Source organism: Streptomyces muensis (assembly GCF_021474425.1).
GTDB classification, from domain to species: domain Bacteria; phylum Actinomycetota; class Actinomycetes; order Streptomycetales; family Streptomycetaceae; genus Streptomyces; species Streptomyces muensis.
On record NZ_JAKEIP010000054.1, the window covers coordinates 1 to 26,328 of the forward strand.

25 protein-coding genes are annotated in these 26,328 nt (G+C 70.8%); 23 read left to right on the forward strand and 2 right to left on the reverse strand.

Annotated features, from left to right (window positions below):
* Positions 1 to 1,100 (forward strand): signal recognition particle-docking protein FtsY (gene ftsY, locus L0P92_RS15890; protein ID WP_234763361.1); only part of this gene is annotated, 1,100 nt, incomplete at its 5' end.
* A gap of 115 nt (positions 1,101 to 1,215) precedes the next feature.
* On the opposite strand, the gene L0P92_RS15895 is transcribed toward ftsY, so the two are convergent.
* Positions 1,216 to 1,872 (reverse strand): bifunctional DNA primase/polymerase, encoded by a 657-nt coding sequence (locus L0P92_RS15895; protein ID WP_234763362.1) that lies wholly within the window; start codon positions 1,870 to 1,872, stop codon positions 1,216 to 1,218.
* Positions 1,873 to 2,330: 458 nt separating this feature from the next.
* On the opposite strand from L0P92_RS15895, the gene nsdA reads away from it, so the two are divergent.
* The 6 genes from nsdA to ftsH all read left to right on the forward strand — a co-directional run bounded on the left by nsdA (position 2,331) and on the right by ftsH (position 11,997).
* Positions 2,331 to 3,824: a transcriptional repressor NsdA gene (nsdA, locus tag L0P92_RS15900; protein ID WP_234763363.1), complete on the forward strand. Its 1,494-nt coding sequence runs from the start codon at positions 2,331 to 2,333 to the stop codon at positions 3,822 to 3,824.
* Between the two features lie 337 nt (positions 3,825 to 4,161).
* Positions 4,162 to 5,502 (forward strand): ammonium transporter, encoded by a 1,341-nt coding sequence (locus L0P92_RS15905; RefSeq protein WP_234763364.1) that lies wholly within the window; start codon positions 4,162 to 4,164, stop codon positions 5,500 to 5,502.
* Positions 5,499 to 5,837 carry a P-II family nitrogen regulator gene (locus L0P92_RS15910; protein WP_003997576.1) on the forward strand — a complete coding sequence of 113 codons (339 nt, stop codon included), beginning with the start codon at positions 5,499 to 5,501 and terminating at the stop codon, positions 5,835 to 5,837. Before L0P92_RS15905 ends, L0P92_RS15910 begins: the two co-directional genes overlap by 4 nt.
* A gap of 28 nt (positions 5,838 to 5,865) precedes the next feature.
* Positions 5,866 to 8,310, forward strand: coding sequence for a [protein-PII] uridylyltransferase (locus tag L0P92_RS15915; RefSeq protein ID WP_234763365.1), 2,445 nt, complete (start codon positions 5,866 to 5,868; stop codon positions 8,308 to 8,310).
* 106 nt (positions 8,311 to 8,416) lie between these two features.
* Positions 8,417 to 9,970, forward strand: a complete 1,554-nt coding sequence (gene ffh / locus L0P92_RS15920) for a signal recognition particle protein (protein WP_234763366.1) — start codon at positions 8,417 to 8,419, stop codon at positions 9,968 to 9,970.
* 92 nt (positions 9,971 to 10,062) lie between these two features.
* Positions 10,063 to 11,997: an ATP-dependent zinc metalloprotease FtsH gene (gene ftsH, locus L0P92_RS15925; RefSeq protein ID WP_234763367.1), complete on the forward strand. Its 1,935-nt coding sequence runs from the start codon at positions 10,063 to 10,065 to the stop codon at positions 11,995 to 11,997.
* Between the two features lie 9 nt (positions 11,998 to 12,006).
* Here ftsH and L0P92_RS15930 read toward each other — a convergent pair whose 3' ends face one another.
* On the reverse strand, positions 12,007 to 12,864 hold the full coding sequence (locus L0P92_RS15930; protein ID WP_234763368.1) for an SAM-dependent methyltransferase: 858 nt from the start codon (positions 12,862 to 12,864) through the stop codon (positions 12,007 to 12,009).
* 197 nt (positions 12,865 to 13,061) lie between these two features.
* On the opposite strand from L0P92_RS15930, the gene proS reads away from it, so the two are divergent.
* The 16 genes from proS (at position 13,062) to dprA (ending at position 26,209) form a co-directional block, all read left to right on the forward strand.
* Positions 13,062 to 14,477, forward strand: coding sequence for a proline--tRNA ligase (gene proS / locus L0P92_RS15935; RefSeq protein WP_234763369.1), 1,416 nt, complete (start codon positions 13,062 to 13,064; stop codon positions 14,475 to 14,477).
* A gap of 261 nt (positions 14,478 to 14,738) precedes the next feature.
* The gene (locus L0P92_RS15940; protein WP_003997568.1) at positions 14,739 to 15,335 is read left to right on the forward strand and encodes a hypothetical protein; all 597 of its coding nucleotides are present in this window, start codon (positions 14,739 to 14,741) and stop codon (positions 15,333 to 15,335) included.
* Positions 15,336 to 15,728: 393 nt separating this feature from the next.
* Positions 15,729 to 16,148 carry a 30S ribosomal protein S16 gene (gene rpsP, locus L0P92_RS15945; RefSeq protein ID WP_062709179.1) on the forward strand — a complete coding sequence of 140 codons (420 nt, stop codon included), beginning with the start codon at positions 15,729 to 15,731 and terminating at the stop codon, positions 16,146 to 16,148.
* Positions 16,149 to 16,150: 2 nt separating this feature from the next.
* Positions 16,151 to 16,390, forward strand: a complete 240-nt coding sequence (locus L0P92_RS15950) for an RNA-binding protein (RefSeq protein WP_003973401.1) — start codon at positions 16,151 to 16,153, stop codon at positions 16,388 to 16,390.
* 106 nt (positions 16,391 to 16,496) lie between these two features.
* Positions 16,497 to 17,048 carry a ribosome maturation factor RimM gene (rimM, locus tag L0P92_RS15955; protein WP_234763370.1) on the forward strand — a complete coding sequence of 184 codons (552 nt, stop codon included), beginning with the start codon at positions 16,497 to 16,499 and terminating at the stop codon, positions 17,046 to 17,048.
* A complete protein-coding gene (trmD, locus tag L0P92_RS15960) occupies positions 17,048 to 17,881 on the forward strand; it encodes a tRNA (guanosine(37)-N1)-methyltransferase TrmD (protein WP_234763371.1) in 834 nt (277 codons plus the stop codon). Before rimM ends, trmD begins: the two co-directional genes overlap by 1 nt.
* 134 nt (positions 17,882 to 18,015) lie before the next feature.
* Complete coding sequence (gene rplS / locus L0P92_RS15965; protein WP_031485105.1) at positions 18,016 to 18,366, forward strand: 50S ribosomal protein L19; 351 nt, start codon at positions 18,016 to 18,018, stop codon at positions 18,364 to 18,366.
* A gap of 60 nt (positions 18,367 to 18,426) precedes the next feature.
* Positions 18,427 to 19,149 carry a signal peptidase I gene (gene lepB, locus L0P92_RS15970; RefSeq protein WP_234763372.1) on the forward strand — a complete coding sequence of 241 codons (723 nt, stop codon included), beginning with the start codon at positions 18,427 to 18,429 and terminating at the stop codon, positions 19,147 to 19,149.
* Positions 19,142 to 20,233 carry a signal peptidase I gene (gene lepB / locus L0P92_RS15975; RefSeq protein ID WP_234763373.1) on the forward strand — a complete coding sequence of 364 codons (1,092 nt, stop codon included), beginning with the start codon at positions 19,142 to 19,144 and terminating at the stop codon, positions 20,231 to 20,233. The genes lepB (L0P92_RS15970) and lepB (L0P92_RS15975) overlap by 8 nt, the downstream gene beginning before the upstream one ends.
* On the forward strand, positions 20,121 to 21,089 hold the full coding sequence (lepB, locus tag L0P92_RS15980) for a signal peptidase I (RefSeq protein WP_234763374.1): 969 nt from the start codon (positions 20,121 to 20,123) through the stop codon (positions 21,087 to 21,089). The genes lepB (L0P92_RS15975) and lepB (L0P92_RS15980) overlap by 113 nt, the downstream gene beginning before the upstream one ends.
* Positions 21,090 to 21,236: 147 nt before the next feature.
* Entirely contained in the window at positions 21,237 to 22,013 is a 777-nt protein-coding gene (gene lepB, locus L0P92_RS15985; protein WP_234763375.1) for a signal peptidase I, read from the forward strand.
* Positions 22,014 to 22,023: 10 nt separating this feature from the next.
* A complete protein-coding gene (locus tag L0P92_RS15990; protein WP_234763376.1) occupies positions 22,024 to 22,539 on the forward strand; it encodes an NUDIX hydrolase in 516 nt (171 codons plus the stop codon).
* Positions 22,540 to 22,595: 56 nt separating this feature from the next.
* Entirely contained in the window at positions 22,596 to 22,904 is a 309-nt protein-coding gene (locus tag L0P92_RS15995) for a DUF2469 domain-containing protein (protein WP_003965949.1), read from the forward strand.
* 155 nt (positions 22,905 to 23,059) lie between these two features.
* Complete coding sequence (locus L0P92_RS16000) at positions 23,060 to 23,422, forward strand: YraN family protein (protein WP_234763377.1); 363 nt, start codon at positions 23,060 to 23,062, stop codon at positions 23,420 to 23,422.
* 1 nt (position 23,423) lies between these two features.
* A complete protein-coding gene (locus L0P92_RS16005; RefSeq protein ID WP_234763378.1) occupies positions 23,424 to 25,049 on the forward strand; it encodes a YifB family Mg chelatase-like AAA ATPase in 1,626 nt (541 codons plus the stop codon).
* A complete protein-coding gene (gene dprA, locus L0P92_RS16010) occupies positions 25,046 to 26,209 on the forward strand; it encodes a DNA-processing protein DprA (protein WP_234763379.1) in 1,164 nt (387 codons plus the stop codon). Before L0P92_RS16005 ends, dprA begins: the two co-directional genes overlap by 4 nt.
* Positions 26,210 to 26,328 lie beyond the last annotated feature (119 nt).

A 26,328-nucleotide genomic window follows, 5' to 3' on the forward strand; every position in this document is an offset into this window, starting at 1 on the left:
CCCCCGACATCACCGCCCCACCGGCCGAGCCGCACGTCGGCGACGAGGCCGAGACACCGCGCGACGAAGAGCGCCGGACCATAGAGGAGGTGGACCTTCCCGACGGCTCGACCGGGGTCGCCGTCGAGGAACCGCCCGTCGTCGAAGAGCTCCCGCCGACCGAGATCGAGGTCCCGGAGCCCACCGCCGGCCGCCTGATCCGCCTGCGCGCCCGGCTCTCCCGCTCGCAGACCGCCCTCGGCAAGGGGCTGCTCACGCTCCTGTCGCGGGAGCACCTCGACGAGGACACCTGGGAGGAGATCGAGGACACGCTGCTCACCGCCGACGTCGGCGTGGCCCCCACCCAGGAGCTCGTCGACGGCCTGCGCGAGCGCGTGAAGGTCCTCGGCACCCGCACCCCCGAGGAGCTGCGCGGCCTGCTGCGCGAGGAGCTGCTCAAGCTGGTCGGGACGGACATGGACCGTGTGGTCAAGACCGAACCCGAGACCAGCAAGCCCGGCATCGTGATGGTCGTCGGCGTCAACGGCACCGGCAAGACCACCACCACCGGCAAGCTCGCCCGCGTCCTCGTCGCCGACGGCCGCAGCGTCGTCCTCGGTGCCGCGGACACCTTCCGTGCCGCCGCCGCCGACCAGCTCCAGACCTGGGGCGAGCGCGTCGGCGCCTACACCGTGCGCGGACCGGAGGGCGGCGATCCCGCCTCCGTCGCCTTCGACGCGGTGAAGGAGGGCAAGGAGATGGGCTCCGACGTCGTCCTCATCGACACCGCGGGCCGGCTCCACACCAAGACCGGGCTCATGGACGAGCTCGGCAAGGTCAAGCGGGTCGTCGAGAAGCATGCTCCGCTGGACGAGGTACTGCTCGTGCTGGACGCGACGACCGGGCAGAACGGCCTGGTCCAGGCCCGTGTCTTCGCCGAGGTCGTCGACATCACCGGAATCGTCCTCACCAAGCTCGACGGCACGGCCAAGGGCGGCATCGTCGTCGCGGTCCAGCGCGAGCTGGGCGTGCCGGTGAAGCTGATCGGCCTGGGCGAGGGCGCCGACGATCTGGCGCCGTTCGAGCCGGAGGCGTTCGTTGACGCCCTTATCGGAGAGTGAGGACAGCACCTACGAAATTTCGTATGTGCTTCCGTTCGAAGAAGCGCCCGCCTCCCAAGGTGCAGTTGGGGGACGGGCGCTTCGCTGTGTACGTCTGTGACGGATGGGTCCCGCGTTACGCCCGCGACCGATGTGCCACGTACGCCAACGTCCCCAGCAGTAACCGTGCCGCCGGCGGCCTCGAAGCCGTGTCCAGCTCCGGTGGCCTCAGCCAGCGCACGGGGCCGAGGCCGCCCCGGTCGGAGGGCGGGGCGGTGATGGACGTGCCGGGGCCGAGGCCGCGCAGGTCGAGGTGGGTGGGGTCGTCCCAGCCCAGGCGGTAGAGGAGCTCGGGGAGCTCGGCGGCGGCGCCCGGGGCGACGAAGAAGTGGGCGCGGCCCTCGGGGGTGGCGATGACCGGGCCGAGGGGGAGTCCCATGCGTTCGAGCCGGGCCAGCGCGCGGCGCCCGGCGGGTTCGGCCACGTCGATCACATCGAACGCCTGCCCGACCGGCAGCATCACCGAGGCGCCCGGGAACTCCGACCACGCCTTGCTGACGTCATCGAGCGTGGCCCCGGCGGGGACGTGGGGTGCGAAGTCGAGGGGGTGTGCGCCGGGCGCGTCGCAGTCGGAGCGGCCGCACGAACAGGCGCCCGCCGCGGCCCGCGCGCCGGGCACCACGTCCCAGCCCCACAGTCCGGTGAACTCGGCGACGGCGGTGCACTCCGAGGAGCGGCCGCGTCGACGCGCGCCGGATCGGATCTCCCGGATGCCGCCGATCGTGAAGCCCATGCCCCCTCCAACGGGTCCAGCGCGCGGGTGGTTACGGCGCGGATGCGAGTCGTGACCCTGTGTGTTCCTGGGTGGCCGGTTACCCTCTGACGCCGCTCGGCTCACGCGGCGTTCGGAAGCACCCGGGGTTGTGGGCTCGGCGACACGCGCCTCTGAGTGCTTCGCTCCGCCCACTTCCGGCCGTCCTATGTCAAGTGAATCGCGCGGAGGCGGCCGTTAGTTCATCCGAAGGGGTGGCGAATGGTGGCGTTTCCGGGATCGCCATGGCTGGAGGCGTGATCGTAGGATTACCGTGTGTGCACGAACCCTCGGGGCACATGCGCTTGTGGGTATGCCGGGGGCAAGTCGGCTTTCCGTTCGAAGGGTGACAAGTGCCGGACGAGCGACCGTATTTACCGGCATTCTGATAGGGCTTGGCGCACTCGGTGACAAGTGGTCCAAGGGATGGGGGCGTTCCAGTGAGCGGCAACAGCGGAAGCGGTACGAGTGCTGGTGGCGCATCGCACGCTGACAAGCGCCCGAACGAGCTGCTCACGTCCTGGTTCGTGCGCAGCGGCTGGTCGAAGGGCGAACTCGCCCGCCAAGTCAACCGCCGCGCACGCCAGTTGGGCGCCAACCACATCTCGACCGACACCTCCCGGGTGCGCCGCTGGCTCGACGGTGAGAACCCCCGCGAGCCGATCCCGCGGATCCTGTCCGAGCTGTTCTCCGAGCGGTTCGGCTGTGTCGTATCCGTCGAGGACCTCGGTCTGCGCGCCGCCCGGCAGTCACCCTCCGTGTCCGGCATCGACCTGCCCTGGACGGGCCCGCAGGCGGTGGCCCTGCTCAGCGAGTTCTCGCGCAGCGACCTGATGCTGGCGCGGCGCGGCTTCCTCGGGAGCTCGCTGAGCCTGTCCGCGGGCCCGGCGCTCATCGAACCGATGCAGCGCTGGCTGGTCCCCGCTCCGCCCGCCCCGTACCAGGAGCCCCGGCCCGTCCCGTCCTCACGCGCGCGCGGCCGGCTGTCCAAGCCCGAGCTGGACCTGCTGGAGTCCACCACCGTGATGTTCCGGCAGTGGGACGCCCAGTGCGGCGGCGGCCTGCGCCGCAAGGCCGTCGTCGGCCAGCTGCACGAGGTGACCGATCTGCTCCAGGAGCCCCATCCCGAGGCCACCACCAGGAAGCTGTTCAAGGTCGCCGCCGAGCTGGCGGAGCTGGCCGGCTGGATGTCGTACGACGTGGGGCTCCAGCCCACCGCGCAGAAGTACTTCGTCCTCGCGCTGCACGCCGCCAAGGAGGCGGGCGACCGGCCGCTCGGCTCGTACGTCCTGTCCAGCATGAGCCGCCAGATGATCCACCTCGGCCGGCCCGACGACGCTCTGGAGCTGATCCACCTCGCGCAGTACGGCAGCCGGGACTGCGCCAGTCCGCGCACCCAGTCCATGCTGTATGCGATGGAGGCCCGCGCCTACGCCAACATGGGCCAGCCCGGCAAGTGCAAGCGGGCCGTCCGGATGGCCGAGGACACCTTCGCCGAGGCCGACGACTGGGACGAGCCGGACCCCGACTGGATCCGTTTCTTCTCCGAGGCCGAGCTCTACGGCGAGAACTCCCACTCCTACCGTGACCTCGCCTATGTCGCCGGCCGCAGCCCCACGTACGCCTCCCTCGCCGAGCCGCTGATGCAGCAGGCCGTCGACCTGTTCGCGAAGGACGGCGAGCACCAGCGGTCGTACGCGCTGAACCTCATCGGCATGGCCACGGTGCATCTGCTCCGGCAGGAGCCCGAGCAGAGCGCCGTCTATGCCGAGGACGCCATGCGCGTCGCCAAGAAGGTGCGCTCCGAGCGTGTCAACACTCGTATTCGAAAGACGGTCGACACGGCGGCACGCGACTTCGGGGAGCTCGCCGAGGTCGTGGACCTGACGGACAAGCTCGCCGTGGAGCTGCCGGAGACCGCGGAGGCGGTCTGAGCTTCGCATGCCATCGCGGGGCAACCCCTGAACCCCGGCCGCGGCCGGCCCTCCCGAACTGCCCGACTCGGCTCCCCCATGCCAGGTCATCGGAAGGCCCGCCGCGGCCGGCTCTGTGTCCCCCCATCGAAGGTTGCGCCAAGATAACGATCAGCCCGGCCGCAATCCGGCAGTTCATCGAGGCGTAACACACGAGGCGCCTTCGTCACGGCGGCGAAACAACGAGGGGCTTTCACCGAAACGGCGCTGCGCCAATCTCTTGGCGCATAACCGGCCCACCCCTCAATCCGCTCAGGCTTCGCCCGCACGGGGCCGTACCAATGACGAGGAGACGCCGATGGCTCCAGCCATCACGCTCGCGGCAGATGCTCCCGAGCTGTCCGCCGCCAACACAGGTTTCATGCTCATCTGTTCCGCCCTGGTGATGCTCATGACCCCGGGCCTGGCCTTCTTCTACGGAGGCATGGTCCGCGTCAAGAGCACCCTGAACATGCTGATGATGAGCTTCATCAGCCTGGGGATCGTCACCATCCTGTGGGTGTTGTACGGCTTCTCCATGGCGTTCGGCACCGACTCCGGCAGCCTCATCGGCTGGAACTCCGACTGGGTCGGCCTCAGCAACATCGGCCTCACGGAGCTGTGGGACGGCTACACCGTCCCGATCTTCGTGTTCCTGGTCTTCCAGCTGATGTTCGCGATCATCACGCCTGCCCTGATCAGCGGTGCGCTGGCCGACCGCGTGAAGTTCACCGCGTGGGCGCTGTTCGTCGCGCTGTGGGCCACGGTCGTCTACTTCCCGGTCGCGCACTGGGTCTGGGGCTCCGGTGGCTGGGCCTTCGAACTGGGCGTGATCGACTTCGCCGGCGGTACGGCGGTCCACATCAACGCCGGTGCCGCGGCGCTCGGCGTGATCCTCGTCATCGGCAAGCGCGTGGGCTTCAAGAAGGACCCGATGCGTCCGCACAGCCTGCCGCTGGTCATGCTCGGCGCGGGCCTGCTGTGGTTCGGCTGGTTCGGGTTCAACGCCGGTTCCTGGCTGGGCAACGACGACGGCGTCGGTGCGCTGATGTTCGTCAACACGCAGGTCGCCACCGCCGCCGCCATGCTGGCCTGGCTCATCTACGAGAAGATCCGCCACGGCGCGTTCACCACGCTGGGCGCCGCCTCCGGCGCGGTCGCCGGTCTGGTCGCCATCACCCCGTCCGGTGGTGCGGTCACCCCGGTCGGCGCCATCGCCGTCGGCGCCATCGCCGGTCTGCTGTGCGCCATGGCCGTGGGCCTGAAGTACAAGCTCGGCTACGACGACTCGCTCGACGTCGTCGGCGTCCACCTGGTCGGCGGTGTGATCGGCTCCCTGCTCGTCGGCTTCTTCGCCAGCGGTGAGGGCCAGTCCAAGGTCGAGGGCCTCTTCTACGGCGGCGGCATGACCCAGTTCTGGAAGCAGTGCGCCGGTGTCTTCGCGGTCCTGGCCTACTCCCTGGTGGTCTCCGCGCTCCTCGCCTTCATCCTCGACAAGACCATCGGCATGAGGGTCACGGAGGACGAGGAGGTGGCCGGTATCGACCAGGCCGAGCACGCCGAGACCGCATACGACTTCAGCGGCGCCGGCGGCGGTGCCGCCCGGACCGCAGCCCCGGCCCCGGTCGCGGCGGCCGCGAGCAAGAAGGTGGACGCATGAAGCTCATCACCGCAGTCGTCAAGCCCCACCGGCTCGACGAGATCAAGGAAGCCCTCCAGGCCTTCGGGGTCCACGGACTGACGGTCACCGAGGCGAGCGGCTACGGTCGTCAGCGGGGCCACACCGAGGTCTACCGCGGTGCCGAGTACACCGTCGACCTGGTCCCGAAGATCCGCATCGAGGTCCTGGCCGAGGACGACGACGCCGAGCAGCTGATCGACGTCATCGTCAAGGCCGCCCGCACCGGCAAGATCGGTGACGGCAAGGTCTGGTCCCTGCCGGTCGAGACGGCCGTACGGGTCCGGACCGGCGAGCGCGGGCCCGACGCGCTCTGAGGCAGGGAAACAGAACAGGAGTCGCTGGGTGACGAGCACGGACGTTTCCAAGGATGCAGAGGACTCGGGACCCAGCGGCTATGCGGCGGCCCGGCTGCGTCTCCTCACCGAGGAGGCGCGGTCCGGGCCGCCGCGCCGTTCCGCCCTCGCGGAACTGACCGACGAGTGGCTGACCGGCCTGTTCGCCGCCGGCGCCGAGGGGCTGCGCGGAGTTTCCCTGGTGGCCGTCGGCGGCTACGGCCGTGGCGAGCTGTCCCCGCGCAGCGACCTGGACCTGCTCCTGCTGCACGACAGCGGTGACCCCGGTGCGGTGGCCGCCCTGGCCGACCGCATCTGGTACCCGGTCTGGGACCTCGGCCTCGCCCTCGACCACTCCGTGCGCACGCCCGCCGAGGCCCGCAAGACCGCAGGCGAGGACCTCAAGGTCCAGCTCGGCCTGCTGGACGCCCGGCACATCGCGGGCGACCTCGGACTCACCGCCGGATTGCGTACGGCGGTGCTGGCCGACTGGCGCAACCAGGCGCCCAAGCGGCTGCCCGAACTGCAGGAGCTGTCCGCCGAGCGCGCCGAGCGCCAGGGCGAGCTGCAGTACCTCCTCGAACCCGACCTGAAGGAAGCGCGCGGCGGCCTGCGCGACGCCACCATCCTGCGCGCCGTCGCCGCCTCCTGGCTGGCCGACGCCCCGCGCGAGGGCCTCGACGACGCCCGGCGCCGGCTGCTCGACGTACGCGACGCCCTGCACCTGACCACCGGGCGCGCCACCGACCGGCTCTCGCTCCAGGAACAGGACCAGGTCGCCGCCGAGCTCGGCCTGCTCGACGCGGACACACTGCTGCGGCAGGTGTACGAGGCGGCGCGGGTCATCTCGTACGCCAGCGATGTCACCTGGCGTGAAGTGGGGCGCGTACTGCGCTCGCGCGCCGTGCGGCCGAGGCTGCGCGCCATGCTGGGCGGCGGGAAGCCCACTGCTGAAAGGTCCCCTCTCGCCGAGGGCGTGGTCGAGCAGGACGGCGAGGTGGTGCTCGCCCGCGCCGCGCGCCCCGAACGCGACCCCGTGCTCCCCTTGCGTGCCGCGGCCGCCGCCGCGCAGGCCGGGCTCCCGCTCTCCCTGCACGCCGTACGGCGCATGGCGGCCACCGTGCGCCCGCTGCCCACGCCCTGGCCCGCCGAGGCGCGCGAGCAGCTCGTGACCCTGCTCGGCTCCGGCCGCCCCACGGTCGACGTGTGGGAGGCGCTGGAGGCCGAAGGCCTGATCACGCGCCTCCTGCCCGACTGGGAGCGGGTCCGCTGCCGCCCGCAGCGCAACGCCGTGCACATCTGGACCGTCGACCGGCACCTGATCGAGACGGCCGTGCGCGCCTCCGAGTTCACCCGCCGCGTCCACCGCCCCGACCTCCTCCTGGTCGCCGCCCTGCTGCACGACATCGGCAAGGGCTGGCCCGGGGACCACTCGGTGGCCGGCGAGATCATCGCCAAGGACGTCGCCGCGCGGATCGGCTTCGACCGCGACGACGTGGCCGTGCTCTCCGCGCTCGTACGCCATCACCTGCTGCTCGTCGACACGGCCACCCGGCGCGACCTGGAGGACCCCGCCACCGTGCGCGCGGTCGCCGAGGCCGTCGGCTCGCAGGGCACGCTGGAGCTGCTGCACGCCCTGACCGAGGCCGACGCGCTGGCCACCGGACCGGCAGCCTGGTCGTCCTGGCGCGGTTCCCTCGTCGCCGACCTGGTGAAACGGGTCGCGGCCGTGCTCGCCGGGGACGATCTCGACGAGCCCGAGGCCGCCGCGCCCACCGCCGAGCAGGAGCGGCTCGCCATCGAGGCCATGGCGACCGGCAGCCCGGTGCTGTCCCTGCGCGCGCAGACCGAGCCACCGACCGAGGAGCACTCCGGCGATCCCGAGCCGCTCGGCGTGGAGCTCCTCATCGCCGTACCGGACCAGCCGGGCGTGCTGCCCGCGGTGGCCGGTGTCCTGGCGATGCACCGCCTGACCGTCCGCACCGCGGAACTGAGCGCCCTGGACCTCCCCGACGGCGTCGAGGGTTCCGTCCTGCTGCTGAACTGGCGGGTCGCCGCCGAGTACGGCTCCCTGCCGCAGGCCACCCGGCTGCGCGCCGACCTCGTACGCGCCCTGGACGGCACCCTGGACATCGCCGGCCGCCTCGCCGAGCGGGACGCGGCCTATCCGCGCCGCCGGGGTGTCGTGCCCCCGCCGCCCAGGGTGTCCGTCCATCCGGCCGCGTCCAGGCTGGCCACGGTCATCGAGGTCCGCGCCCAGGACGCCCCGGGGCTGCTGTTCCGGATCGGCCGGGCGCTGGAGGACGCGGCCGTGCGGATGCGTAGTGCGCATGTCAGCACGCTGGGCGCCAACGCCGTCGACGCGTTCTATGTCACAGGGCCCGAGGGAGCACCGCTGCCCAGCGAGGAGGCGGCCGCCGTGGCACGCAAGGTGGAGGAGACGTTGCGCGGCTGAGACCCTGTTCAAAGGCTCTGAACCGAGGGATCCCGGCAACCTGCACGGCCGGGATACCCTTGAGGGCGATTCCCAGCTGCCACCGACCCCGAGGACCGCGAGCGCCGTGTTCGATACTCTCTCCGATCGCCTCTCAGCGACTTTCAAGAACCTGCGCGGCAAGGGACGGCTCTCCGAGGCGGACATCGACGCCACCGCGCGCGAGATCCGTATCGCGCTCCTCGAAGCGGACGTGGCGCTCCCTGTCGTCCGGACGTTCATCAAGAACGTCAAGGAGCGTGCCCTCGGCGCCGAGGTCTCCAAGGCGCTGAACCCGGCCCAGCAGGTCCTGAAGATCGTCAACGACGAGCTCGTGACGATCCTCGGCGGCGAGACCCGGCGGCTGCGGTTCGCCAAGCAGCCGCCGACCGTGATCATGCTGGCGGGTCTGCAGGGTGCCGGTAAGACCACCCTCGCGGGCAAGCTCGGCGCCTGGCTGAAGGAGCAGGGCCACTCGCCGCTGCTGGTCGCCGCCGACCTCCAGCGCCCGAACGCGGTGAACCAGCTGAGCGTCGTCGCCGAGCGCGCGGGCGTGGCCGTGTACGCGCCCGAGCCGGGCAACGGCGTCGGTGACCCGGTCAAGGTCGCCAAGGACTCCATCGAGCACGCCAAGGCCAAGGTCCACGACATCGTGATCGTGGACACCGCCGGCCGCCTGGGCATCGACCAGGAGATGATGCAGCAGGCCGCGGACATCCGGGACGCGGTCTCGCCGGACGAGATCCTCTTCGTCGTCGACGCGATGATCGGTCAGGACGCCGTCAACACCGCGGAGGCCTTCCGCGACGGCGTCGGCTTCGACGGCGTGGTGCTCTCCAAGCTCGACGGTGACGCCCGCGGTGGCGCGGCCCTGTCGATCCGGCAGATCACCGGCAAGCCGATCATGTTCGCGTCGAACGGCGAGAAGCTCGACGACTTCGACGCCTTCCACCCGGACCGGATGGCCTCCCGCATCCTCGACATGGGTGACCTGCTCACCCTGATCGAGCAGGCGGAGAAGACCTTCGACCAGGCCGAGGCCGAGAAGATGGCCTCCAAGCTGGCGTCGAAGAAGGGCCAGGACTTCACCCTGGACGACTTCCTGTCCCAGATGGAGCAGGTCAGGAAGATGGGCTCCATCTCCAAGCTGCTCGGCATGCTCCCGGGCATGGGCCAGATCAAGGACCAGATCAACAACCTCGACGAGCGCGACGTCGACCGCACCGCCGCGATCATCAAGTCGATGACCCCGGCCGAGCGCCAGGAGCCGACGATCATCAACGGCTCGCGGCGCGCCCGTATCGCCCGCGGTTCCGGTGTCGAGGTCAGCGCGGTCAAGAACCTCGTCGAGCGGTTCTTCGAGGCCCGCAAGATGATGTCCCGCATGGCTCAGGGCGGCGGCATGCCCGGTATGCCGGGGATGCCGGGCATGGGTGGCGGTCCGGGCCGTACGAAGAAGCAGCCGAAGAAGGCCAAGGGCAAGCAGCGCTCCGGCAACCCGATGAAGCGCAAGCAGCAGGAGCAGGAGGAGGCCGCCCGTCGGGCCGCCGCGGCTCAGGCCGGCGGCGCCTTCGGGGTGCCGGGCCAGCAGTCCGGGCAGGACTTCGAGCTGCCGGACGAGTTCAAGAAGTTCATGGGCTGACGGTCCATCGCGTACGCCATCGAGGGCGCCCCCTTCCCCGGAGGGCGCCCTCAGCGCATGCCAGGGTCCGGCATCTGCCGTAACGTCCAGATATGAGCAATGCCGCGCCACCACGCAAGGCCCCTGACCAGCCGTGGCGCACCGAGGGCACACCGGACGAGCCGCCCGGGCGGCCCCGTGGCCGACGGATGCGCGGCCGCTGGTGGAGCCTGCTCCTCACCGCGGTGATCGTGTTCCTGCTCGCCTACGTGGGGCTGACTTACCTCGACCGGGGCAACGAGCCGACGATCTCCTACACGGAGTTCAGCAGACAGGTCGACGCCGGCAACGTCGACAAGATCTACTCCAAGGGCGACGCGATCCAGGGCGAGCTCAAGAGCGCCCGGGACAACCCCGAGGGCGACGGCGACTACACCCGGTTCAAGACCCAGCGGCCCGCCTTCGCGGACGACGACCTCTGGCGGCAACTGGACCGCCATGACGTGACCGTGACCGCCCAGCCGGTCGTACGGGAGCGCGGTGTCCTGTCGAACCTGCTGTTCTCCCTGATCCCGATCGTGCTCCTGCTCGCGGTCTGGATCTTCGTCGCCCGGCGAATGGGCGGAGGGCTCGGCGGCGCGGGCGGCATGCTCGGCCGCAAGGCACCCCCCAAGCCGGTCGAGCTCCAGCCCGGCAAGCAGCGCACGACATTCGCCGACGTGGCCGGCATCGACGAGGTCAAGGGCGAGCTGGACGACGTCGTCGACTTCCTGGAGCATCCCGACGCCTACCGCAGGATGGGCGCCAAGATGCCGCGCGGCGTGCTGCTCGCCGGTTCGCCCGGCACCGGCAAGACCCTGCTGGCGCGCGCGGTGGCGGGCGAGGCGGACGTGCCGTTCTTCTCCGCCTCCGCCTCCGAGTTCATCGAGATGATCGTCGGCGTCGGCGCCTCCCGCGTCCGGGAGCTGTTCGCCGAGGCGCGCAAAGTGGCACCCTCGATCATCTTCATCGACGAGATCGACACCATCGGACGAGCCCGCGGCGGCGGCGCCTCGGTGAGCGGCCACGACGAGCGCGAGCAGACGCTCAACCAGATCCTCACCGAGATGGACGGCTTCTCCGGCTCGGAGGGCGTGATCGTCATCGCGGCCACGAACCGCGCCGACATCCTGGACCCGGCCCTGACCCGCCCCGGCCGCTTCGACCGGGTCGTCAACGTCTCCCCGCCGGACCGCGGCGGCCGCGAGGCCATCCTGCGCATCCACACCCGCGCGATCCCGCTCGCCGAGGACGTGGACCTCACCCAGGTGGCCCGCACCACCCCGGGCATGACAGGTGCGGATCTGGCCAATCTCGCCAACGAGGCCGCCCTGCTCGCGGTCAAGCGCAAGCAGGACCAGGTCACCAACGCCGACCTGTCCGAGGCACTGGAGAAGGTCCAGCTCGGCGCCGAGCGCACCCTCGTGATGCCCGAGGAAGACCGCCGGCGCACCGCCTACCACGAGAGCGGACACGCCCTCCTCGGCATGCTCCAGCCGGGCGCCGACCCCGTACGCAAGATCACCATCGTGCCGCGCGGCCGCGCCCTGGGCGTGACGATGTCGACCCCAGAGGTCGAGCGGTACGCGCACTCCGAGGGCTATCTGCGCGGCCGCATCATCGGCGCCCTGGGCGGCATGGCGGCGGAACAGGTGGTCTACGGGGTCGTCACCACGGGCGCCGAGAACGACCTCGAACAGGTCAGCAACATCGCGCGCGCCATGGTCGCCCGCTGGGGCATGAGCGAGCGGGTGGGCCGGCTGTCCGCCCTGCCGAGCGACACCCAGCAGGCGTACGGGCTCGCGGCCGCCCCGCAGACCCTCGACGTGATCGACGCCGAGATGCGCCGGATCGTCGACGAGTGCTACGAGGAGGCCTGCCGCAAACTCCAGGACCACCGGGGGCAGTTGAACGCCCTCGCCGAGGCACTCCTGGAGAACGAGACGCTGGAGGAGGCGGACGCGTACCGCATCGCGGGGATCACGCGGCTGACGAAGGACGACGCCTAGACCCCGGCCTCACGGCACCCGGGCGATCAGGTACCGGAACACGTTCGGCATCCACACCGTCCCGTCCGGTCGCAGGTGCGGATGCAGGGCCTCCGCCACCTCCTTGTCGACCTGGGCCTGATCGGTCGCCGTGATCGCCGCGTCGAACAACCCCGTCGACAGCAGCCCCCGTACGGCACTGTCCACGTCCGCGTACCCGAACGGACAGGCCACCCGCCCCGAGCCGTCGGGCCTGAGCCCCGCGCGCTGGGCGACCTCCTCCAGGTCGTCGCGCAGCGCCGGACGCCAACTGCCCGCAGTGCGCAGGGGATCGGCCAGCTTCGTGGCGACCCGCAGCACGGACGAGGTGGCACAGCGCTCCGGCGGACCCCAGCCGGCCAGCACCACCGGCGCCCCCCGCTCGGCGAGCGGTGTCGCGGCCGCGAGCGCCTCGCCGAGCCCCTCCGAGTCGCCGGCGAGGCACCCGATGGGCTCGAACGCGGTCACCAGCGTGTACGCGGGTGCCTGCGGGTCGGCCGCGTCCCCGGGCGGGCCGTCGACGAGCCGCGTGCCGGCACGCGCGCGCGTGTCCCAGCTCTCGGGCAGCAGCCGCCGCCGGGCCAGGGCCAGCCGTTCGGGGGAGCAGGACTCGACTCCGGTGACGGCCGCGCCTCTGGACGCCGCCATCAGCAGGGCGAGCCCGCTGCCGCAGCCGAGGCCCAGCAGCCGGGTTCCCGGGCCGACCTCCACTCGTTCGTAGACGGCCTCGTAGAGCGGAACCAGCATCCGCTCCTGGATCTCGGACCAGTCACGCGCGCGTGCACACAGGTCCACACGGGCAGCAGCGCCCGCGTGAGGCAGGTGCTGCCGCACGAGCGTAGGTGTCATCTAAAGCGCCCCAATCCGCAGAGAGTTGCCTCTGAGTCCGATTCCGTGGCCCCCGTGACATGCGCTCACATCCCCACGTATGCCAGGAAACTCCGCACCCGACGTCGCGTCCAGGGGTCTCGGAGCCCCGCTTGAGGCTTCCCTGTGTCCATGGCCAAAATTCACATTCCGGCAACGTGGGCCCGTACCATCGCGCCATGGCAAAGGCACCCGTTCTGACGCCGCAGGCGGAGGACTTCCCGCGCTGGTACCAGGACCTGATCACCAAGGCCGAGCTGGCCGACAACGGTCCGGTGCGCGGCACGATGGTCATCCGGCCGTACGGGTACGGGCTGTGGGAGCGGATGCAGGCCGAGATGGACACCCGGATCAAGGAGACGGGCACGCAGAACGCGTACTTCCCGCTCCTGATCCCGCAGTCCTACCTCACGCGCGAGGCGGACCACGTCGAGGGCTTCGCTCCCGAGCTCGCGGTCGTCACGCACGGCGGCGGCAAGGAGCTGGAGGAGCCGGCGGTGGTCCGCCCCACCTCCGAGATGATCATCAACGACTACTTCTCGAAGTGGGTGCAGAGCTACCGCGACCTGCCGCTGCTGATCAACCAGTGGGCCAACGTGGTCCGTTGGGAACTCAGGCCGCGCCTGTTCCTGCGTACGACGGAATTCCTCTGGCAGGAGGGCCACACCGCGCACGCCACCTACGAGGACGCCCGGGACTTTGCCGCGCACATCCACCGCGAGGTCTACGAGGACTTCATGGTGAACGTCCTCGCCATGGACGTCGTCCCCGGCCGCAAGACCGCCGAGGAGCGCTTCGCCGGAGCCGTCAACACCCTCACGCTCGAAGGGATGATGGGCGACGGCAAGGCCCTGCAGATGGCCACCAGCCATGAGCTGGGCCAGAACTTCGCCAAGGCCTTCAACACCTCGTACCTGTCGAAGGACGGCACCCAGGAACTGGTCTGGCAGACCTCCTGGGGCTCGACCACCCGCATGATCGGCGCCCTCGTGATGATGCACGGCGACGACGACGGCCTGAGGGTCCCGCCGCGCCTGGCGCAGATCCAGGTCGTCGTCCTCGCCATCAAGGGCGACGAAGCGGTTCTGGCCAAGGTTCGCGAGATCGGCGACCAGCTCAAGGCGGCCGGCATCCGCGTCCACGTCGACGACCGCACCGACACCCCGTTCGGCCGCCGCGCCGTCGACTGGGAGCTCAAGGGCGTGCCCGTCCGCATCGAGGTCGGCCCCCGTGACCTGGAGAACGGCACCGCGATGCTGGCCCGCCGCATCCCCGGCGGCAAGGAACCGGTGCCCGTCGAGTCCCTCGTACGACTGCTGCCCACGGTTCTCGAAGAGGACCAGGCGCTGCTGCTGACCCAGGCGCGCGAGCGCCGCGAGTCCCGTACCGCCGACGTGACGACCATCGACGAGGCCGTCGAAGCGGCCGTCGGCGGCGGCTGGGCGCGCATCCCGTGGGCGACGCTCGGCGAAGAAGGCGAGGCCAGGCTGGCCGAGCACGCGGTGACCGTACGGTGTCTGGTCGCCGAGGACGGGTCGGTGCCGGACGCCGACGACGCGCCCGGTAACGTCGCGGTCGTGGCGCGCGCTTACTGAGTGGACGCGCGTGGGGAACGAGAGCGACCGAATCGCCTCTTGCGCATCCGCGAACCACAGCCGCACCGGCGCGTGGACAAGGCGTACGCGCCGGCGCGTACGTCAGACTACGCACCGGTTGGGTATGAGCTGTGAGGCTTCTCCGCAGATCGGCGCACCCGCCCTCGTCAGGGCGCATCATTCGCAACTGACGGGTACGTGCAAATTATTTGGGATGGCCCGGAATCGGAACACAGCGGCACTCCGGCTCGTTGTCATTACGTGAGCACGACACAGACACCACCTGTTCTCGCCGCAGAACTGGCGCAGGCGTGGGCCGACATTCAGCGGTACCACCCCGAGCTGCCGGATCTCGCCGCGCCAGAGTCCCTGATCGGGGAGTCGTCGTCCGCCTGCGGTCACGAGCTCTCCTTCGAGCGACTGCTTCATGAGGCAGTCCATGGCATCGCCGCCGCCCGCGGCGTTCGCGACACCTCCCGGGCCGGCCGCTACCACAACCGCAGATTCCTCGCCATCGCCGAGGAGCTGGGCCTGGACCACCCCGAGGAACCGCACCCGAGCAGCGGTTTCTCCCTGGTCACGCTCAACCCCGAGGCCAAGCGCCGCTACCGCCCGACCATCGAACGCCTCCAGCGCGCCCTGAAGGCCCACACCGCGGCCACCTCCGCCGACACCAGCCGGACCTTCCGGGGCCCGGCCGCCCGCCACGGCTCCTCCGGAGGCGGCGTCCGCGTCAAGGCGGTCTGCGACTGCGGCCGCAACGTCCGGGTCGTCCCGTCGGTCCTGGCCCAGGCCCCGATCGTGTGCGGCGGCTGCGGGAAGCCGTTCCGGATTCCCGAGGTGGTCGGAGCGGCGTAACGGCGCCACGTCGAGCACCGGCATCTCGTGGCTGCCGGTCGGGACGTAGGCGCGTCGGGCGCGTCGCATGTCGGTCGGCGTGACGCGCCGGTATGCGTGGCGCCGGGGTGCCGCTGTGGCCCGCGCAGGCGGCACCCCGCAGCGCCGGGCTGCACAACGCCGTGACGGCACCTGAAGCGCCCGGCGCCTCTCGGGCATGCCCAGCCCCGGTACCCTCACCGCCCCCGGCCGGAGGCGACCCGCGGGGTGTGGCACAATGGCTAGCTGTACTCGACAGCCGCACAGGACCCCTCTCTCCTCCGGCTGACGCGTCCATCGGGCACTCGGGTACCGCAACCCCACGCGGCTCTCTCGCCGTGCCCAACCACGTCAAATCCAGGAGAACCCACTCCCGTGGCAGTCAAGATCAAGCTGAAGCGTCTGGGCAAGATCCGTTCGCCTCACTACCGCATCGTCGTCGCCGACTCCCGTACCCGTCGTGACGGTCGTGCGATCGAGGAGATCGGCAAGTACCACCCGACGTACAACCCGTCGGTCATCGAGGTCGACGCGGACCGTGTCGCGTACTGGCTGGGTGTCGGCGCGCAGCCGACCGAGCCCGTGCTCGCCATCCTGAAGAAGACCGGCGACTGGCAGAAGTTCAAGGGCGAGCCCGCCCCGGCGCCCCTGCTCGTCGCCGAGCCGAAGAAGGCGCGCCCGTCGTTCGAGGCCCTCGGTGGCGACGACGAGGGCAAGGGTGAGGCGATCACCCAGAAGAAGAAGGCTGACAAGAAGGACGAGGCTGCGGCCGAGTCCGAGTCGACCGAGGCCTGAGCATGCTCGAGGAGGCTCTCGAGCACCTCGTGAAGGGCATCGTCGACAACCCGGACGATGTGCAGGTCGCCTCGCGCAACCTGCGTCGCGGACGCGTGCTCGAGGTCCGGGTCCACCCCGACGACCTCGGCAAGGTGATCGGCCGTAACGGCCGCACCGCACGCGCTCTGCGCACCGTCGTGGGCGCCATCGGCGGCCGCGGTGTCCGCGTCGACCTCGTCGACGTCGACCACGTCCGCTGACGCCGAACGCAGCACCGGCTCGGGCCGGGGAGGGCCACTGGGCCGTCCCCGGCCCGTAGTCGTATACGAAGTCATGCCGTAGGCACACGACAGGAGATCTGAACTCGTGCAGCTGGTAGTCGCACGGATCGGCCGCGCCCACGGCATCAAGGGCGAGGTCACCGTCGAGGTGCGTACCGACGAGCCCGAACTGCGGCTCGCCCCCGGCGCCGTCCTGGCCACCGACCCGGCCGCCACCGGGCCGCTCACCATCGAGACCGGCCGCGTCCACAGCGGCCGGCTCCTCCTGCGCTTCGAGGGGGTCAAGGACCGCACCGGCGCCGAGGCGCTGCGCAACACCCTCCTCATCGCCGAGATCGACCCGGACGAGCTGCCCGAGGAGGAGGACGAGTACTACGACCACCAGCTCATGGACCTCGACGTGGTCACCGCTGACGGGGTCGAGGTCGGTCGTATCACCGAGATCTCGCACCTGCCCTCCCAGGACCTCTTCATCGTCGAGCGGCCTGACGGGAGCGAGGTGATGATCCCGTTCGTCTCGGAGATCGTCACCGAGATCGACCTGGAGGAGCAGCGCGCGGTCATCACGCCGCCGCCGGGTCTGATCGACGACCGCGCGGAGGTCGCCTCGACGCGCGACACGGAGGCCGAGAGCTGATGCGGCTCGACGTCGTCACGATCTTCCCCGAGTACCTGGAGCCCCTGAACGTCTCCCTCGTCGGCAAGGCACGCGCGCGTGGACAGCTGAACGTCCATGTGCACGACCTGCGCGGCTGGACGTACGACCGCCACAACACGGTCGACGACACGCCGTACGGCGGCGGTCCGGGCATGGTCATGAAGACCGACCCCTGGGGAGACGCCCTGGACTCCGTGCTGGCGGACGGCTACGAGACGGGCTCCGGCACGCCCGCCCTGATCGTCCCCACCCCCAGCGGACGCCCCTTCACCCAGGAACTCGCCGTCGAACTCTCCGAGCGGCCCTGGCTGATCTTCACGCCGGCCCGCTACGAGGGCATCGACCGCCGGGTCATCGACGAGTACGCGACCCGGATGCCCGTGTACGAGGTGTCCATCGGCGACTACGTCCTCGCCGGCGGCGAGGCGGCCGTACTGGTCATCACGGAGGCCGTGGCCCGGCTGCTGCCCGGCGTCCTGGGCAACGCCGAGTCCCACCGGGACGACTCCTTCGCGCCCGGCGCGATGGCGAGCCTCCTGGAGGGCCCCGTCTACACCAAGCCGCCCGAGTGGCGCGGCCGGGACATCCCCGACGTGCTGCTCAGCGGCCATCACGGCAAGATCGCCCGCTGGCGCAGGGACGAGGCGCTACGGCGTACGACAGCCAACCGGCCCGACCTGATCGAGCGCTGCGACCCCAAGGCCTTCGACAAGAAGGACCGCGAGATGCTCTCCATCCTGGGCTGGATGCCCGACCCGGAGGGGGAGCGGTTCGGTCGATTTTGGCGCAGGACAGAGAGCGTGGAAGAATAGACCGCTGTTGTGCGTCGTCCGGCGTGCGCCCCTGCCACAGGGGGACACGACGCCCGCCCCGACACGGACAGCATCCTCACGAAGCACCTAGCTCCCGCCTATGACCTGTGGCATGGGCGAAGAAAGCAGACGAAATGTCTCACCTGCTCGACTCCGTCGACGCCGCGTCGCTGCGCAGCGACGTCCCGGCCTTCCGCCCGGGCGACACCGTCAACGTCCACGTCCGCGTCATCGAGGGCAACCGCTCCCGTGTGCAGCAGTTCAAGGGCGTTGTGATCCGCCGCCAGGGCGCCGGTGTCCGCGAGACCTTCACGGTCCGCAAGGTCTCGTTCTCCGTCGGCGTCGAGCGCACCTTCCCGGTGCACACCCCGATCGTCGAGAAGATCGAGCTCGTCACCAAGGGTGATGTCCGCCGCGCCAAGCTGTACTACCTGCGCGACCTGCGCGGCAAGGCGGCGAAGATCAAGGAGAAGCGCGAGAACTGAGCGCTTTCGGGGGCTCGCCCCCGCGGGGTCCGAAGCGGGGCCGGATAACATCTGGCCCCGATGGACACCGAAGCACAGCAGACGGAGCGCGACCGCTCCTCCCGCCCTTCCGACTCCGAGGACATCTCGGACACCGAGGGACAGGAGGGACGGTCGCGTTTCGCGTTGGTGTCGCGGATCACCGAGTGGCTCCCGGGCGGGCGGATCAGTCTGACCCTGCTGGTCTTCCTGGTCTTTCTGCTGCTGCTCAACACGTTCGTACTACGGCCGTTCGAGATTCCCAGCGGATCCATGGAGTCCGGATTGAGGATCGGCGACCGCGTTCTCGTAAATAAGTTGGCGTACCGTTTCGGTGCCGAACCGCGCCGCGGTGATGTTGTCGTGTTCGACGGAACTGGGTATTTCGGGGATGCCGACTACATCAAACGCGTTGTGGGTGTGGGGGGAGACCGCGTGGTCTGCTGTGACAAGGAGGGGAGGATCCAGGTGAACGGCCGGTCGGTCGACGAGTCGACGTTCCTGTTCGCCGGAGACAGCCCGTCCACGGTGCGCTTCGACGTCGTCGTGCCCGACGGCAGGCTGTTCGTCCTCGGTGACCACCGCAGCGCGTCCAGCGACTCCCGCGACCACCTGGGCTCGCCCGGCGGCGGGATGGTCCCGGTCGACGACGTCATCGGCCGCGCCGACTGGATCGTATGGCCGACCGCCCACTGGACCCGGCTGCACCGTCCGGACGCCTACGCGCGCGTGCCCGCAGCCGCAGCGGAGGGCACGCATGGGTAATCGTGGCAAGCCGCGTGGCGTACCCAGCAGTGCCGCCGACAATCTGCTGCCCACCGGATCCCGGCGTGCCGCCAGCCCCGCCGGCGGGCGCACCCGCGCGGAGCGGCGCAAGCTCCAGCGCAAGGTCAAGCGGCGCCGCAGGCGCTCGGCGATGAAGGAGATACCCCTCCTCGTCGGCGTCGCCGTGCTCATAGCGCTCGTCCTGAAGACGTTCCTCGTCCAGGCCTTCGTGATCCCGTCCGGCTCCATGGAGCAGACGATCCAGATCGGCGACCGCGTCCTGGTCGACAAGCTCACCCCCTGGTTCGGCTCCAAGCCGCAGCGCGGGGACGTCGTCGTCTTCAAGGACCCCGGCGGCTGGCTCCAGGACGAGCAGACGACGGTGAAGAAGGAGGACCCCGTCGTCATCAAGCAGGTCAAGGAGGCACTCACCTTCATCGGCCTGCTGCCGTCCGACGACGAGAAGGACCTCATCAAGCGCGTCGTCGGCGTCGGCGGGGACCGCGTCAAGTGCTGTGACACGCAGGGCAGGGTCACCGTCAACGGCGTTCCCCTGAACGAGGACTATCTGTATCCCGGCAACGCCCCCTCGAACGCCCAGTTCGACATCACCGTCCCGCAGGGCCGGCTCTGGGTGATGGGCGACCACCGGGCCAACTCCGCGGACTCCCGGGCCCATCAGGACCAGGACTACGGCGGCACGGTCTCCGAGGAGGAGGTGGTCGGCCGCGCCATGTGGATCGCCTGGCCGTTCGGCCACTGGAGCTCCCTGGACGAGCCGAACACCTACGCTTCCGTGTCCGACTCGGCCACCGGGTCGACCGCCTCCGACCCGCTGTCGCATAGGGTTGCTTCCGACGATTCGAACGGAACGATCCAACTCCCGACCCCTGCGGAACTCCCGCTCGTTATGGGAGTGGTGGGCCTGCGCCGCGCATGGGGCAGGCAGCGGCACAGAGTGAGGAGTTGGCGTGGGGGATGTGGCGGTTGGCGCACGGTCGGGGCACGACGGCGAGGAGCACCGCGGACGCCCCGTGGACGCAGCCGACCCGGCCGCGGACGGCGCCGTGACCTCCGGGAATGACTCCGGAGGCGACGGCGGCGAAGGAGGGTCGGGCGGCGAGCCCCCGACCGGCGGCGAGGGGTCGGGAGCGGTCCCCAAGCCCAAGAAGCAGCGCTCCTTCTGGAAGGAGCTGCCCATTCTCATCGGCATCGCGCTCGTCCTCGCGCTGCTGATCAAGACGTTCCTGGTGCAGGCGTTCTCGATCCCGTCCGACTCGATGCAGAACACCCTCCAGCAGGGTGACCGCGTCCTGGTGGACAAGCTCACCCCCTGGTTCGGCTCCGAGCCCGAGCGCGGCGAGGTCGTGGTCTTCCACGACCCCGACAACTGGCTGGCCGGCGAGCCCACTCCCGACCCGAACGCCCTGCAGACCTTCCTCAGCTGGATCGGCCTGATGCCGTCGGCGGAGGAGAAGGACCTCATCAAGCGCGTCATCGGCGTCGGCGGCGACACGATCGAGTGCGAGGGCACCGGCCCGCTGAAGGTCAACGGCAAGGCGCTGAGCGAGGCGTCGTACGTCTACCCCGGCAACACGCCGTGCAGCCAGGACGACCAGGGCGGCCAGTTCAAGGTCAAGGTGCCCGAGGGCTTCATCTGGGTCATGGGCGACCACCGGCAGAACTCCCGTGACTCCCGCTACAACCAGGCCGACAAGAACCACGGCATGGTCCCCGTCGACGAGGTCGTCGGCCGCGCCATCGTGATCGCCTGGCCGGTCAACCGCTGGGACAACCTGCCGGTTCCGGACACCTTCGAGCAGAACCTGAGCGCCCGGTCCGCCGCTCTGACGGTGGCGCCGCAGGGGCTGGCCCTGGCCGGCGCGGTGCCGCTGGTGCTGTGGCGCCGGCGTCGGATCGAGGCGGCCGAGACCCGCTGACGGGCTGAGCGCCTGCCGGGGAAGCGGCGCGGACCTCGCCGCGCCCGCCCGGTGCCGGGAGCTTGGAAAACCTTTGCCGAGCCTGTGACCCAGGAGGTCTCGGGAGGGGCTGCCCGGTGTCGGTACCGCCGGGTAGGGTGCGGACCCATGGGTGGCGAGAGCACGACACGTACGGCGCCGCGTAGCGGTGGCGCGAGCAGGGGCCCGGCGGGCAGCCGGACCGGACAGCGGCTGTCCGGGCTGGCCGTGGCGCTGGGCCTGGTGCTGTTCCTGGGCGGGTTCGTCTGGGGAGCGGTGATCTACCGGCCGTACACCGTGCCCACCAGTTCGATGGCGCCGACGATCGGCGCGGGCGACCGGGTGCTGGCCCAGCGCGTCGACGGCGACGAGATACGCCGGGGCGACGTCGTCGTCTTCACCGACAAGACCTGGGTGAGCAACGCGCCCGTCGTCAAGCGCGTGGTCGCGATCGGCGGCGACACGGTGGCCTGCTGCACGGACGGCAAGCTGACCGTCAACGGCAAGCAGATCGACGAGCCGTATCTGGCCAAGGACGGCCTGGAAGACCTCCAGAACTTCCCCACGGTGACGGTCCCCAAGGGCAGGCTCTTCCTGCTCGGCGACGAGCGCAGCGGCTCCCTGGACTCCACGGCCCACCTCACGGACGCCGCCCGCGGCACCGTCGCGCGAAGCGCCGTGTCGGCCCGGGTGGACGCCGTCGTCTGGCCCATGGACGGCATGCTGGAGCCCCCCACGAGCTTCGAACAGCTCGGCGCGCTGTCGTCGCCCGGGCCGCTGCGGACGATGGTCGCGCTGATCGTCGGCGGCGGCGTGCTCGTCCTCGGCGGCGGTGCCTACGGCCCGATCGCGAACCGGCGGAGCAGGCGGGCCCGGCCGGGCCCGGAGGCCGCGCGTGTCCGCTGAGCCGACGGACATGAGTACGAACCCTCACGGCGACTCGTACGACGGCGGGCTGCGCAAGGTCGCCCGAGTCGTCCTGCTGGACCCGCAGGACCGCATTCTGCTGCTGCACGGGCATGAGCCGGAGAATCCCGCCGACGACTGGTGGTTCACCCCGGGCGGCGGCGTCGAGGGCGACGAGAGCCGCGCACAGGCCGCGCTGCGGGAACTCGCCGAGGAGACCGGCATCACGGAGGTCGAACTCGGCCCCGTGCTGTGGCGGCGGATGTGCTCCTTCCCGTTCGCGGGGCGTCGCTGGGACCAGGACGAGTGGTACTACCTGGCCCGCACGACGCAGACGGAGACCCGGGCCGTGGCGCTCACCGAACTGGAGCGGCGCAGCGTCGCCGGAGCGCGCTGGTGGACGTGTGAGGAACTTGCCCAGGCCCATGAGACGGTGTATCCGACCAGACTCGCCGAGCTGCTGCGCACACTGCTCGACGAAGGTCCCCCCGCCGGGCCCGTGACCCTTGACGCCGAAATTGTCTAGGTGCTGACGGGACTGGCGCACAATGGTGGGATCGCACGGCTGAAGGGGAACATGCCATGAGCGCCGAGGACCTCGAAAAGTACGAGACCGAGATGGAGCTCAAGCTCTATCGGGAGTACCGCGATGTCGTCGGTCTGTTCAAGTATGTGATCGAGACTGAGCGCCGCTTCTACCTGACCAACGACTACGAGATGCAGGTGCACTCGGTTCAGGGTGAGGTGTTCTTCGAGGTGTCCATGGCGGATGCCTGGGTGTGGGACATGTACCGGCCGGCGCGGTTCGTGAAGCAGGTGCGCGTGCTGACGTTCAAGGACGTGAACATCGAGGAGCTGAACAAGAGCGATCTGGAGCTTCCCGGCGGGTGACGCTCGGTGACGTGGACCGGTGACGTGCACTGATGACGTGCACGGTGACGTTCACTCGCAGGGGTGAGGAAGTTATCCACAGACGCGGACTTGTCCACCAAGATCCAATAGCTCGCTGAGCTGCCCTCATCGTTGGCGCCGGAGGTGGTGCCGACATGAACGCACGCAGCGCACTCGGCAGGTACGGCGAGGATCTGGCCGCGCGGCGGCTGACCGAGGCCGGGATGACGGTTCTGGAGCGCAACTGGCGCTGTGGCAGGACCGGAGAGATCGACATCGTCGCCAGGGACGGCGACACGCTGGTCGTGTGCGAGGTGAAGACCCGCAGGACCAGCGACTACGAGCATCCGATGGCCGCGGTCACCCCCGAGAAGGCCCAGCGCCTGCGGGGCCTCGCGGAACACTGGATCCACGCACACGGCGGCGCCCCACCCGGAGGCGTCCGCATCGACCTGGTCGGCATCGTCCTGCCCGACCGCGGCGCGCCCGTGGTCGAGCACGCGCGGGGGGTGGCCTGACATGGGGTTCGCACGGACGTGTTCGGTGGCCCTGGTGGGCGTCGAGGGAGTCGTGGTCGAGGTCCAGGCGGACCTGGAGCCGGGAGTGGCGGCGTTCACGCTGGTGGGCCTGCCGGACAAGAGCCTGACGGAGAGCCGGGACCGGGTACGGGCGGCCGTCGTCAACTCGGGCGGCGAGTGGCCGCAGAAGAAGCTCACCGTCGGGCTCAGCCCGGCATCGGTGCCCAAGGCGGGCAGCGGCTTCGACCTGGCCGTCGCGTGCGCCGTCCTCGGCGCCTCCGAGCGGATCGACCCGAAGGTCCTCGCCGACATCGTGATGATCGGTGAGCTGGGCCTGGACGGACGCGTGCGTCCCGTACGGGGCATCCTGCCCGCGGTGCTGGCGGCGGCGGACGCCGGCTACGAGCAGGTCGTCGTGCCGGAGTGCGCCGCGGCCGAGGCCTCGCTGGTGCCGGGCGTCTCCGTCCTGGGCGTGCGCAGCCTGCGCCAGCTCATCGCCGTCCTCGCGGACGAACCCGTACCCGACGAGGAACCCGACGACCAGGGCCGCCCCGACCCGCTGCTAGCGGGTCTGCGCATGCCGGGGACGGGCGCGGCCACGGGCATCCACAGCATGGGCGCCGCCCAGCCCGACCACGGGCACGACCTGGCCGATGTGGTGGGCCAGATGTCGGCGCGTACGGCCGTGGAGGTCGCCGCGGCCGGCGGGCACCACCTGTTCCTGGAGGGGCCGCCCGGCGCCGGCAAGACGATGCTCGCGGAGCGGCTGCCGGCCATCCTGCCCCGGCTCGCCAGGGAGGAGTCACTGGAGGTCACGGCGGTGCACTCGGTGGCGGGACTGCTGCCCCCGGGCAAGCCCCTGATCGACGTCGCCCCCTACTGCGCCCCGCACCACTCCGCGACGATGCAGGCGCTCGTCGGTGGCGGCCAGGGCATCGCGCGGCCCGGCGCGGTGTCCCTGTCCCACCGGGGCGTCCTCTTCTTGGACGAGACCCCCGAGTTCAGCGGCCAGGCCCTCGACGCCCTGCGGCAGCCCCTGGAGGGCGGGCACGTCGTCATCGCGCGCAGCGCGGGCGTCGTGCGCTTCCCGGCGAAGTTCCTGATGGTGCTGGCCGCGAACCCGTGCCCGTGCGGTCGCTTCTCCCGGACGGACGAGTCATGCGAGTGCCCGCCCTCGGCGATCCGCCGCTATCAGGCCAGGCTGTCCGGGCCGCTGCTCGACCGGGTCGACCTCCGCGTCGAGGTGGACCGGGTCACCCGGGCCCAGCTGACCGAGCGCGGCGCCCGGGGCGAGTCCACGGCGACGGTCGCCGACCGGGTGCGCGCGGCCCGGGAGCGGGCGTCGGCCCGGCTCGTCGGCACGCCCTGGCGGACCAACAGCGAGATCCCCGGACGGGAGCTGCGCAGCCGCTGGTACGCAGCGATCGGCGCCATGGACGAGGCGGAACGGAACCTGGAGCGCGGTGTGCTGACCGCCCGCGGACTCGACCGCGTCCTGCGCGTCGCCTGGACCGTCGCCGACCTCGTCGGCCACGACCGGCCCGACGCGACGGACGTCGCCCTCGCACTCCAGCTGCGCACAGGTGTCCCGCGCGGTGTGCCCATGGCCATCGGGGCGCTGACATGACGGGCAGCGGCACTCCGGACGACGAGGAACTGCTCGGTCGGGTCTTCCTCAGCAGGGTCGTCGAGCCCGGCGACGAGGTCGCGGGGCGGTGGGTGCGGGAGTACGGCGTGGAGGAAGTGGTACGGCGGTTACGGGAGGGGACGGAGGCACTGCCCGGGGTGAGCTACAAGCGGTGGGACGGGCTGCGGGCACGCGGGCAGCGGGCCGACCCGGATCGGGATCTCGCCGTCGCCCGGGAAGCGGGGGTGCGGTTTCTCTGTCCGGGGGACGTCGAGTGGCCGGGGCAGCTCGACGATCTCGGGGGTGCCCGGCCGATCGGGTTGTGGGTGCGAGGGCGGGCCAGCCTGCGGATGTGGGCGTTGCGCTCCGTGGCCGTCGTCGGCGCCCGGGCCTGCACCGAGTACGGCGCGCACATGGCGGCCACGCTGGCCGGCGGGCTCGCCGAGCGGGGCTGGGTGGTCGTCTCCGGCGGCGCCTACGGTGTCGACGGCGCCGCGCACCGGGGTTCCCTCGGCGCCGGGGGAGCGACCGTCGCGGTGCTCGCCTGCGGGGTCGACCGGCCCTATCCGCGCGGACACACCCAGCTGATCAACAGGATCGCCGACCAGGGGCTCGTGATCGGAGAGCTGCCGCCGGGGGACCATCCCACGCCCAGCAGATTCATCGTGCGGAACCGGGTGATCGCGGCCCTGACCCGGGGCACGGTCGTCGTGGAGGCCGCCCATCGCAGCGGCTCACTGGTCACCGCCCGGGCCGCACAGCGGCTCGGACGTCACACCATAGGGGTCCCCGGCCCGGCCACCAGCGGCCTCTCCGCAGGGGTGCACGAACTCCTGCGCGGTGACGCCGTGCTGGTCACCGACGCCGCCGAGGTCGTCGAACTCGTGGGCGACATGGGAGAACTCGCGCCGGAGAGACGCGGGCCCGTCCTGCCGCGCGACCTTCTGGAGCCGAGGGCGCGCAGAGTCCTGGCCGCGCTGCCCGGCCGTCGCGCGGCCGGAGCGGACGAGGTGGCACGCGGCGCGCAGACCACCGAGGACGACGCCGTCGCGCGACTGTACGAACTCCGCTCACTTGGTTACGTCGAACGACACGGCGACGGCTGGAAGTTGACACGCCAGGCGATGATCTCCGTTCGGGCCGGTCGGAGTGGATGTTGACCGAGCGTGTTCGGCCGTACGGGGGAACACGGACGCCCTTGTGAATTCCCCCAGTTGGGGTGTTCGGATGATCACGTAGAGCGACCGTGATGCCCTGGCGGGGCGTCCAGCGGAACGTA

Excerpts from the sequence above, each read along its gene's own strand:
- L0P92_RS15895 (WP_234763362.1), bottom strand. The coding sequence starts at position 1,872 with ATGGGCTTCACGATCGGCGGCATCCGGGAGATCCGATCCGGCGCGCGT.
- L0P92_RS15905 (WP_234763364.1), top strand. The coding sequence starts at position 4,162 with ATGGCTCCAGCCATCACGCTCGCGGCAGATGCTCCCGAGCTGTCCGCC.
- L0P92_RS15910 (WP_003997576.1), top strand. The coding sequence starts at position 5,499 with ATGAAGCTCATCACCGCAGTCGTCAAGCCCCACCGGCTCGACGAGATC.
- ftsH (WP_234763367.1), top strand. The coding sequence starts at position 10,063 with ATGAGCAATGCCGCGCCACCACGCAAGGCCCCTGACCAGCCGTGGCGC.
- L0P92_RS15930 (WP_234763368.1), bottom strand. The coding sequence starts at position 12,864 with ATGACACCTACGCTCGTGCGGCAGCACCTGCCTCACGCGGGCGCTGCT.
- proS (WP_234763369.1), top strand. The coding sequence starts at position 13,062 with ATGGCAAAGGCACCCGTTCTGACGCCGCAGGCGGAGGACTTCCCGCGC.
- L0P92_RS15950 (WP_003973401.1), top strand. The coding sequence starts at position 16,151 with ATGCTCGAGGAGGCTCTCGAGCACCTCGTGAAGGGCATCGTCGACAAC.
- trmD (WP_234763371.1), top strand. The coding sequence starts at position 17,048 with ATGCGGCTCGACGTCGTCACGATCTTCCCCGAGTACCTGGAGCCCCTG.
- rplS (WP_031485105.1), top strand. The coding sequence starts at position 18,016 with ATGTCTCACCTGCTCGACTCCGTCGACGCCGCGTCGCTGCGCAGCGAC.
- lepB (WP_234763372.1), top strand. The coding sequence starts at position 18,427 with ATGGACACCGAAGCACAGCAGACGGAGCGCGACCGCTCCTCCCGCCCT.
- lepB (WP_234763373.1), top strand. The coding sequence starts at position 19,142 with ATGGGTAATCGTGGCAAGCCGCGTGGCGTACCCAGCAGTGCCGCCGAC.
- lepB (WP_234763375.1), top strand. The coding sequence starts at position 21,237 with ATGGGTGGCGAGAGCACGACACGTACGGCGCCGCGTAGCGGTGGCGCG.
- L0P92_RS15990 (WP_234763376.1), top strand. The coding sequence starts at position 22,024 with ATGAGTACGAACCCTCACGGCGACTCGTACGACGGCGGGCTGCGCAAG.
- L0P92_RS15995 (WP_003965949.1), top strand. The coding sequence starts at position 22,596 with ATGAGCGCCGAGGACCTCGAAAAGTACGAGACCGAGATGGAGCTCAAG.
- L0P92_RS16000 (WP_234763377.1), top strand. The coding sequence starts at position 23,060 with ATGAACGCACGCAGCGCACTCGGCAGGTACGGCGAGGATCTGGCCGCG.
- L0P92_RS16005 (WP_234763378.1), top strand. The coding sequence starts at position 23,424 with ATGGGGTTCGCACGGACGTGTTCGGTGGCCCTGGTGGGCGTCGAGGGA.
- dprA (WP_234763379.1), top strand. The coding sequence starts at position 25,046 with ATGACGGGCAGCGGCACTCCGGACGACGAGGAACTGCTCGGTCGGGTC.